Source organism: Mycobacterium colombiense, from assembly GCF_001672755.1.
Taxonomy (GTDB): domain Bacteria; phylum Actinomycetota; class Actinomycetes; order Mycobacteriales; family Mycobacteriaceae; genus Mycobacterium; species Mycobacterium colombiense_C.
Map to the genome: position 1 here is coordinate 19,246 of NZ_LZKI01000027.1, position 9,425 is coordinate 28,670.

A 9,425-nucleotide genomic window follows, 5' to 3' on the forward strand; every position below is an offset into this window, starting at 1 on the left:
TATCGGCTCAGCCCGCTGATCCGTAGGGGCGAGTCAGGATTTCCATGGCGTGCCCGGAGGGGTCGGGAAAGTACACCCCGCGTCCACCGTCGCGCTGGTTGATCTCGCCCGGGCGTTTGGCACCCGGGTCGGCCCAGTGCTGCAGGCCGCGTGACTGGATCCTGCCGTAGATGGTGTCGAACTCCTGCTCGGACACCAGGAATGCGTAGTGCTGCCGCGGGATATCCGCGCCTTGCGGCGCGTCCGCGTAGTCCAGGCTGGCGCCGTGGTCGAGCTCGACAACCATGAAGTGGCCGAACGGTTTTGGGCTGGGCAGGCCGAACAGCTCGGCGAGAAACTCGGCGGATTCGCGTTTGTCGCGTGACGCGACGATGGTGTGGTTGAAACTGATGGTCATAGTTCTTTCCAGTCAACCACTCGATGTCCGGCGCGACAACGCCGCGCTACTTTGGCGCGGTGAGCTCCAGGGCGATGTTGTCGGGATCGCGGAACTCCAGAATAAAGGACGGTCCGATGTCTTTGACCGGCTCGTGGGCCACGCCGAGTTCATCGAGATGCGCTGCCGCCGAGTCTAATTCATCTTTGCTGGCGAGCCGGAAGGCAATGTGGTCGAGTCCGACGCGGTCCTCGTCGAAGCGGTCGGCTGCGACCGGCCGCAGCCCGAGAAGCGTCCCGCCGAGGTCGTAGATGACGCCGCCGAACAGGAAGCTCAACTGGTTGCGGGTGGGTTCGTCGGCGTTCTCGGGAACTTCGATCAACACCGGCCAACCGAACACGCTCTCGTAGAACTGCCGCGACCGCTCGATATCGGTCACGGTTAGTCGGACATGTGCGATGGAACTACTGGTGAACGCCATTCGCCCCATGGTTCCACTGAAGGGCCGCATATTAAACATGCCAGAATCGCCGTCGTGCGGATTGCGATGACGATGCCGGTGATGGAGCCGGATCTGGATGCGACGGTGCTCGAGGCGTGGGCGCGCGCCATCGACGAGGGTCCGTTCTCGTCGCTGTGCTGGGGCGAGCGGATCGCCTTCGACAACCCGGACAACCTGACGTTGCTGGGTGCCCTGGCCGCCTGGACCAACCGGGTGCGGCTGCTGACGACCGTCATCGTGCCGCAGCTGCACGATCCCGTCATGCTCGCCAAAGGCCTGGCGACCGGTGACCTGCTCAGCGGCGGCCGGTTGACCGTGGGAATCGGGGTGGGCGGCCGGCACGAGGACTACCACGCCGTGAGCGCCGACCCGGCGACGCAGACGATGCGCGGCATGGCCGAACGCGTTGCCGTGATGAAGCGCGTCTGGGCGGGGGAGAAGACCACCGATTCGGTGCTGCCCGTCGGGCCGGCGCCGGTCCAGCCCGGCGGTCCGCCGCTGTTCGTCGGCAGTATCGGGCCGAAAACCATCCGCAGCGCGGCCGCGTGGGCCGACGGGCTGGCCGGCACCACCCTGGACCTCGACGTCGCCAAGCAGAACGAGCTGTTCGACGTGACCCGGGAGGCCTGGGCCCAGGCCGGCAAGCCCACACCGCACCTGATCACGTCGTTCTGGTTCGCGTTCGGGTCCCCCGAAAAGTCTCGCGACCAGATCCACCGTCATCTGCGGCGCTACATGAACTGGATACCGGCCGAGTACGTCGACGCGATGGCGCCGATGACGGGCTGGGCCGGCAGCGAAGACGAGCTGCTGGACGTGTTGCGCAGGTTCGAGGCGATCGGTACCGACGAGGTTCAGCTCATCCCGACCAGCTCGGATGTCGATCAAGTGCGACGGGCGGCGGACGTGGCGGCGCGGCTGTAACCGGCCATCGTGGGGCATCGCCGCAGCTAGATCGGGGTGAATTGCCGCCTCGGCGCGGTGGCGATTTCATTAGCGAATGACTCAGCAGGAGCTGCCCGCCCCGCTGGCCGAACTGACCGGGCTGATGACGGAGTGCGCGAATCACGGCGATTACGCCGGGGCCGCGCGGCAGGCAAACGAGCTGGTCACCCTTTGCCGGGCGACGCTGGGCGAGCGTCATCCCACGGCCCTCGAACTCAAGGTGTCGCTGGCCACCTTGCAGCTGCGGGCGGGTGAGGAAGCCGTCGCCTACGACGAGTTCGCGCGGCTGATACCGGACCTCGTCGAGGTGCTCGGTCGCGACCACCTGAGCACCCTGGCCGCTCGCCACCTGTTGGCGGGCCGGCAACAGCCTTCGCTGTCATCGCTTGCCGAGTGGTCGCAGCTCTTCGCCGACGAACAGCGCATCCTGGGCGGCGAGCACGAGAGCGTGCTGGTCGCCCGCGAAAAGATCGCCGAGAAGCGTTGGGAGATAGGCGATGTCGTGGGCGCAATGGCGGAGGGTGAACAGGTGCTCGCCGCGCGCCGTCGCGTGCTCGGCGACGACCACGCCGACACGCTGGGAACGAGATTGATGCTGGCGATCTGGCGGGGCCGGGCGGGTGACGTGCCGACGGCCGTCGCCGAGCTTGAACCGTTGATCCGCGACCTGCGCGAAAAGCTGGGAGCCGACCACGTTCACCTGCTCATGGCCCGACACATGTTCACGCTCTGGGCGCCGGACCGGGCCGGCGTCACCGACGAGGTCGCCGCATGGGCGGCACTCGTCGACGAAGAGGCGCGGGTGCTCGGGGGCGAGCACCCGGTGACCGTCGCCGCCCGCCACGAGCTGGCCGAATGGTGCGCCCGGCATGTAGGCCGCGTCGACGGATGCGGCGACCTGGGGTCGCTCGGCTGGTCAGCCTCCTGATCCGGATGTGGCGCTGAGCGTCCTCAGGTCGCCGCTTTATCCGCCGGGCGCTCCTCGCTGACGGCGGGCTCCTGCGGCGGCTGCCCCTTGCGGAGCGTCTCCAGCAGCTCGCGGTAGGGCCCCACCAGGTAGACGGTGTCGCCGCCACGCAGCCACGCATCCCGGCGGGGGTGCAACTCGACGGGCGTGTCCCGGCGGGTGATCGCGATGACCCGGGTCTGGGTGGACATCTCGAACATCCGCAGCCCGTCGAGCTCGCTGCCGGCCGCCACGTGCATGGCGCCGACCATGAACGAACGCTGCCCAACCGAAAACGTCCCCAGCACCTGCAGGCCCATCGCGGCGCCGATGAACCAGGGCGCGGCCAGGTCGACGGTCGAGCGGACGTTCTCGAAACCGAACCGCTTGGCCACCGCATCGCCCAGGGTACGGTCATAGATGCGCAGCACGATCGGCACGTCGGGCCGGTTGACTTCGGGCATCACCCGGGGACCGAGCATCTCGCGCAGCACGATTCCGGTCTCGATGTTGACCATGTCGTCCTGGGTCAGCACCGCGACGGCGCGGGCGCGGTCGACGCGGGCCGACTCCAGCGTCTGGCGCAGGGTCGCGTCACCGAAGATCACCGGCACATCGAGTTCGTCTGCGGTCGAGAGGAATCGGTTGTTCTCGTCGCGCTCGATCACCGCGACGTCGTATCCGGCGGCGGTCAGATCGCCGACGACGCGGCTGCCGAACGATCCCAGTCCGACGACGATGATGTGGTTGCGAAGGTGGCGGACGCGCCGGACCCCGGCGGATTGGACGAAGCGGCGCGACAGCAGCAGGTCGGCCAGGAACGCGACGAGCAGCGCGGTGGTGGTCACTCCGGTGAACATCAGGGCGACGGCGAAAATGCGCAGCCACGCGGACTGGTGCAGGAAGGTGAATTCGCCGTAGCCGACCGTGGTGATGGTTTCGGCGGTGAAATACATGGCGTCCAGCCAGGACAATCGTGGCTTCGTATAGGAGAAGTGCACGACGACCGTCGAGGCGAGCAACAGGAAGATCGCGAGCAGCATCGCGGGAAAGAGCATCGGGTTGACGTCGTCGCGCATCGCCCGCGCGGCGTCCGAGACGCGGCGCATCCACGATTGGCGCGAGCGTGTCGCAGCCGGCCGGGGCGTCTTGATGCCGCGCGCGGCCAGCTCATCGGCGCTGCCGATCATGGCGGTCCAGTCGCCCGCGCGCACTTGATGATCCCGTCCGGGACATGGCACCACTTCGTCCGGCGTAGCGGAATTCTCGCCGTGAATCACGGCTACCGGGGCCAGGTCGCCGTAGATCTCCCGCAGCGTCGCGTCGCGGGGCGCCTCGGCCCCCGACACCAGGAACTTGATGCCGGCCGCCTCGACCGGATGCGTGCTGCTCGACAGACAGGCCTCGACCACCGACGGCGCCGCGAGGTCGGCGACGTCCAGGATGGCGCCGGGGCCGTTGTCGGCGGCCACCGCTCCCCGCAGCACGTCGTTGCCCAGGCGGGCGACCACGCGCACATGGGGATTCGTTTTCCTTGCCAGCAAGGCGATTTCGAGGTTTTTCGCGTCGTCGTCACCGGCGCACACGATGGCGCTTGCTCGGGCAAGGTCGGCGCCGGCGGGCTCCTCGCTGCGCAGCTTGGCGATCGTGGCGCCGGCGCGATTGAGTTCCTCGGCGATCGTGGTCGCGAGCGCGTCGTCACCGCTGACGATGATGTGGCGGCGCGTGCTCATGTATCCCCACCTCTGATGGCATTGGCGCTCGGCTGTTGCTATGACTATCGGGCACTGTGCCGACTGATGCCAGCGCGACATGTCGTGAGTTTTCAGGGAGATAATCGACGCGCAGCATCGCTTGCTGGAACTGGATGGGAGAACGCGGTGGAGGGTGGGCCACTCGATTGGTGGTTGGACCGGGTCAACTTGCTGATCGACATGATGGGCGATGTCGATCTGGGCGGGACGGTGATGCTGGACTACTCCGAGGCATCGTTGTCGGCGCTCGAGGCCGCGGCACGGAATCGACTGGCCGATCCGGCCGAGGCGCTCTACGACGACCACCAGTCCTTCACCGCGGGAGCGGTGGCGTATCTGGGTGAGGCTTTGATGCGGGTCGGCGGTGGGCGGTGGGACTGGGCTGGCCAGGTGCCCGACGATGCGCCCAGCGATCCACTGCTGCGGCAACGGCTGTCCGAGCATCGTTGGCGTATCGACAGCGCGGGCGAGCCCAACGCGACGGGCTTTCCGATCATCCGTCCCGATTCCGATTCGGGTCTGGAGGCGCTGTCGCCGACGCATCTGCTGCTGCATGCCTTGGCGGCCGATGAGAGTGGGGTTTTGGCGGCCGCCTACGGCCGCTGGAAGGGGGCCGTCCAGGCCTACGCCGCGGAGCATCCTGACTGGGCTCCGGTCAAAGAACGCACTCTGGCGGACGGCCTGTTCAACGCTCCGTCCCCCTCAGCGGTCCTGGACGACTGGCTGGCTCGCCAGGAGCACCGGTTTCCGGAGTGGGCTGCCGAAAACGGCGGAAGCTGGGATTACACCCCCGACAGCATTAATCGGTTGACCGAGTTGGTATCGCGGAAAACGCCGACTGTGGCTGCGATTCGGGATCCGGCTAATGCGGAGTTCGTCGATGGCGCCAGCTACTACCTGGGCGAGATACTGCGGCGCGGCTGCCCCTCACGTTGGGTGTACCGCGAGTTTCGCGACGAGGGCGACCCGGTCACCGCAAACTTTCAACTTCAGTTGAACGACGACGCTGGGTTTACCGGGCCGTTCCATCTGCTGTCCTTCATGCTCGAGCGTGGCGACCTCCGCCGTCCCCGCGCGTACTACGACGAGTGGGTCGGCTGAATTCTCAAGCCGGTCAACCTCACTTAGGATCGCGACATCTTGTGCTTCGCCTTCGAGCGCGCGAAGTCCGACGGGGAGGGCCGGATATGGCTCGGGTTTGGCTGACATGGCGTCGCGTCGTTGCGACCGTTCTGGTTCTGGCGTTGGCAATGTTGCTCGCGCCGACAGGCCAGGCCGCCGCGGATCCGACACCGAAACTACCTGGATATTCCGCCGACCAGGATCCGCCACCGGGTAAGACCCCGCTCACCTACACGTTTCCGTCGGCTAACGGCCTCTCGGCGCTACCAGCACCGAGCCGTGCCGCCTTGATTGATATCAACACCAGGGGCAAGTACAAAGCCGGCACCGAACAACATCTCTACAAGAGCTGGTTGGTCTACCAGAACCAGCGCGCGCCCGCGATCGCGAATCCGTTGAACTGGAACGACTATCGCGACGCTTACGTTCGCGCCTTCAACAATCGCAACACCGGCACGAGTTTCGAAACGAGGCTCGATCAAGAGTTGAAGTTCACGGAAAACGGCTATGTCCGCAACCGGAAGATCAAAGGCACTTCGATCAACCGCCGTCCCGACTTCCACAACGATCAAGAAATCGTCGAGATCAAGACCGGGGCGGTCGATAAGGCACAGCTCGAAGACTTCCTTCGCATCGCGCAAGAGACCGGTCGTCGAGTGATCTACATCTTCCCGGACAAGCCGCCGGCGGCGACGCTTCAGGCCATGCTCGCCGCCGCCCAGGGTTTGGGCGCATCCGACCGGCTGTTCGTCCGGTATTACCCGACCGTGGGTGTACCCGATCCGTCCGGGAAAGCCGTCCTGGCCAGCGGCGGCCAGAACCCGGTCAGCGGTGGCGCCGATCAAACTACCGGCGCATCTCCTGACTCGCCCGCGCAGGCAATCGAACAAGCCTTTGTCTCAGGGCAGGTCAACGCCGACATGGACATCGAACAGGCGGCCCAGGATCCTGAGTCGGTACCGGAGCCGGTGCCCGTCTCGGCGCCGGCCCCCGCGCCGGGGCAAGCGCCCGGTTCGGTTCCGGCGCCCGCCCCAGCGCAACAGGCCCCCGGCTCGGCGCCGGCACCGGCACAAGACCCAGGGTCGGCACCGGCCCCGGCCCCGGCCCAGCAGGTACCGGGCTCGGTTCCGGCGCCCAGGCAGGTCTCCGGCCCCATGCCGATCAATCCGGGAGCCGTCGTCGGTCCGATCGTCGATGTGGGAGTCCTCGCGGGTGTGACGGCCGCCAACACCGTCGCCGGCATCATCGGCGCCGCCACTGGCGGTGCGGTCACCGCTTTGGCCAACGTCACGGGCGGCCTGGTCGCTGGCATCGCCGGCGCCGTAACCGGGGGAATCGTCGGTGGCGTCGCCAGCGGAATCGGCGGTGGCGTCGCAAGTGGGCTGAGTGCCGTTAGTAGCGGGATCGGCGGGGTGCTGGGCGGCGTCGACTTCTCGACGCTGCAGCTCCGCTACATCTCCGACACCGATCTCAACGGCAACGGTGTGCAGTATTCCTTCGCCGCCAATACGCAAACCGGCGCTGCACCGTCATTCGGCGGTAATACCAACGCGTACATGGCTTCCGACTCGTTCTTCGTCTGGCTTGCGCTACCTACCTCGGCCTTCACGGTGAACCTCAATCCGAACGAACCGGACCGCATCATCGACGCACAGTTCGGCCGCACCGACGCCGGGCGGATCCTGCTGGAAGCCGACTACACCATGAAGCAGGCCACAGCTAAGCTCGTCGACCCCGCCACGCCGGACGGCCGCCAGTTCTTGGATGCGCTGAAGGGCTCCAAATGCTTTTCCCCGCAACGTAAGTGGATCATCCCGTTGCCGGCGAGCGTGTCCACCCAGGGCGATTCCATGTACATCCTGGACGCGCCGCTGGATGTGAAGCTCGAGATCGAGGGGATGGACTTGAAGCCGGGCATCGGCTGCCCGGCCCAGGACGCGGGAATCACCCGCCAAAACGACGATCTGTATCGGACGATGATCCTGCCGAAGATCGTCGACGAGGTGAATCACGCGCCCGAGTACGCCGATCTGCGCCGTGTCTACGCCAGCCGGATCGCCGCCGAGTGGTACCGGCAACGCAGCGCCACCAAGGCCACCGCCTACTCGAAAATCGTTGACTCGGGCAACATCGACGCCTGGACGTCGAAGGAACCCTTCAGCCCGCAGGAACTCTTCAACCGCTATCGCAAATCCTTCTATGAGGGAGACGCGACCTACACCTGGCAGACCGGTGACCCCACCACCTGGAAACTGACCATCGGCGGCGTCGATTTCACCAACATCCCGATGGTCAACATGACACCGAAGGACTTCGCCAAAGATCATCCGACTCTGCCCGCAACCGCAAGTGGCTCGCTGTTCGGGCCGCGGCTGCAGAGTTCGTCCCAACAGAGTTCCGCGCAGCATGTTTGGCTGGGCGGCCTGACCAGTGCACGACCCATGAGCCAGGTATGGAAGGGCGATCCGGGAGTGCTCATCCCCATGCCGAAGTCGGTCTTCGGCACGTCGCTCAGTCCGCTCTTGTACGCCGCCATCGTGCTGCCGTTGGCCGCCTGGATCGGCGTCGGGGGTGCGTTGTGGTGGCGCCGCAGGCGGACCGCCGGCGTGGCAGGAAGGCGCTGACGATGTCAGACCACTCCCAGGATCCGTTCTTCGATCCCTTCAGCCCCCAACCGGTTTCGCCTGCGCCCTCCTGGGGACCCCCACCCTCGCCTGAACTGCCGCGGGCGCCCGCGACGCCGCGACCCGCAGCCGCGCCGCGACCACCCGTAGCGCCGCCACCGGTCGCCCGGCCACCGGTGCCGTCCGCCGAGAAAGCCGCGGCTTTGTCCCCGGCCACGGTGTTTTTCGGCAGCTACGTGTTTGCCGGCATCGCCGCGCTGTTGTTGGCGACGGCGATAGCCGTGTTGGTGGCGATTTCGGATTTCCGTTCGCGCGGTAGCACATCGGGCCCGCTGATGGTCGCCACGGCCGCCGGACTGATCGTCGTTGCAGCGTTGGTGGTGTCGCTGGCCGTGCTCACCGATCGCGGACGGAGCTGGGCCCGGATTGTGACGTGGGGCGTGTGCGGTCTCGGATTATGCACGGGCGTAGCGGTTTTCGTTCTCGATCCGGGGGCGTCCGTGGCGTGGTTCGGCCAGCTGTTGCATGTGGGCGCGATCGTGGCGACGATCATTGCGGTCGCGTCCGCCGTGTTGCTTGCCTTGCCGGGGTCCAGCGCCTACTTCCGTCAGGGCAGCCAAGTCAAACCCGTTGCCGCACCGGCTTTTCCGCAGCCAGCTGCCTTTCCCACGCTGCCGGCCCCGCGGCAAAGCCCGCCGCCTCCGCCGGCCGGCTCCGCGTCACCTCCGAGGATGCGTGCGAATGACCCCGACTACGACCCGTTCTCATGACGGCTAGCTGGCCGGGTCCCAGTTGGCCCAACCCCTTTGACCCGGGCGCAACGCCGCCCCCGCCGCCGGGACAACCGTCCGCCCACCAAGTCAACACGCTGGCCACGCTGTCGGTCGTGTTCGCCTTTCTGCTCGCGCCGGTCGGGGCGGTGTTGGGGCACTTCGCGCTCAGGGATATCCGCCGGCGCGGCGACCTCGGCCGCAATCGTGCGCTGGTCGGGCTGACGCTGTCGTACGCCTTCACCGTCATCGCCGTGGTGGCGCTGGTGCTGTGGGCGACGCTCGGCGACAACCACACCGGCCAGTCGACAGCGCACTCGGGCGGGACCACCGCCACGGGTGTGGCGAAGCCGAGTGCCGCTGCACCCGCGCCGCCGGAACCTTCG

General features: G+C 66.9%; 8 protein-coding genes. 5 read left to right on the forward strand and 3 right to left on the reverse strand.

Annotation, left to right across the window (positions count from 1 at the left end):
* Positions 1-7: 7 nt before the first annotated feature.
* The gene (locus tag A5708_RS02935) at positions 8-397 is read right to left on the reverse strand and encodes a VOC family protein (RefSeq protein WP_065027191.1); all 390 of its coding nucleotides are present in this window, start codon (positions 395-397) and stop codon (positions 8-10) included.
* A gap of 46 nt (positions 398-443) precedes the next feature.
* On the reverse strand, positions 444-857 hold the full coding sequence (locus A5708_RS02940; RefSeq protein WP_065027192.1) for a VOC family protein: 414 nt from the start codon (positions 855-857) through the stop codon (positions 444-446).
* A 66-nt stretch (positions 858-923) separates the two neighbouring features.
* Here A5708_RS02940 and A5708_RS02945 point away from each other — a divergent pair, with 66 nt between their 5' ends.
* Positions 924-1,802, forward strand: coding sequence for an LLM class flavin-dependent oxidoreductase (locus tag A5708_RS02945; protein ID WP_065027193.1), 879 nt, complete (start codon positions 924-926; stop codon positions 1,800-1,802).
* A gap of 76 nt (positions 1,803-1,878) precedes the next feature.
* Positions 1,879-2,751, forward strand: coding sequence for a tetratricopeptide repeat protein (locus A5708_RS02950; protein ID WP_065027194.1), 873 nt, complete (start codon positions 1,879-1,881; stop codon positions 2,749-2,751).
* A gap of 23 nt (positions 2,752-2,774) precedes the next feature.
* Here the strand turns inward: A5708_RS02950 and A5708_RS02955 are convergent, their stop codons facing one another.
* Positions 2,775-4,502, reverse strand: a complete 1,728-nt coding sequence (locus A5708_RS02955) for an NAD-binding protein (protein WP_065027195.1) — start codon at positions 4,500-4,502, stop codon at positions 2,775-2,777.
* 953 nt (positions 4,503-5,455) lie between these two features.
* On the opposite strand from A5708_RS02955, the gene A5708_RS02965 reads away from it, so the two are divergent.
* From A5708_RS02965 to A5708_RS02975, 3 genes are all read left to right on the forward strand, one after another.
* On the forward strand, positions 5,456-8,269 hold the full coding sequence (locus tag A5708_RS02965) for a hypothetical protein (protein WP_196772515.1): 2,814 nt from the start codon (positions 5,456-5,458) through the stop codon (positions 8,267-8,269).
* Positions 8,270-8,271: 2 nt separating this feature from the next.
* Entirely contained in the window at positions 8,272-9,039 is a 768-nt protein-coding gene (locus A5708_RS02970) for a hypothetical protein (protein WP_155765863.1), read from the forward strand.
* A partial coding sequence (locus A5708_RS02975) for a DUF4190 domain-containing protein (RefSeq protein WP_155765864.1) occupies positions 9,036-9,425 on the forward strand: 390 nt, incomplete at its 3' end. The genes A5708_RS02970 and A5708_RS02975, both read left to right, overlap by 4 nt.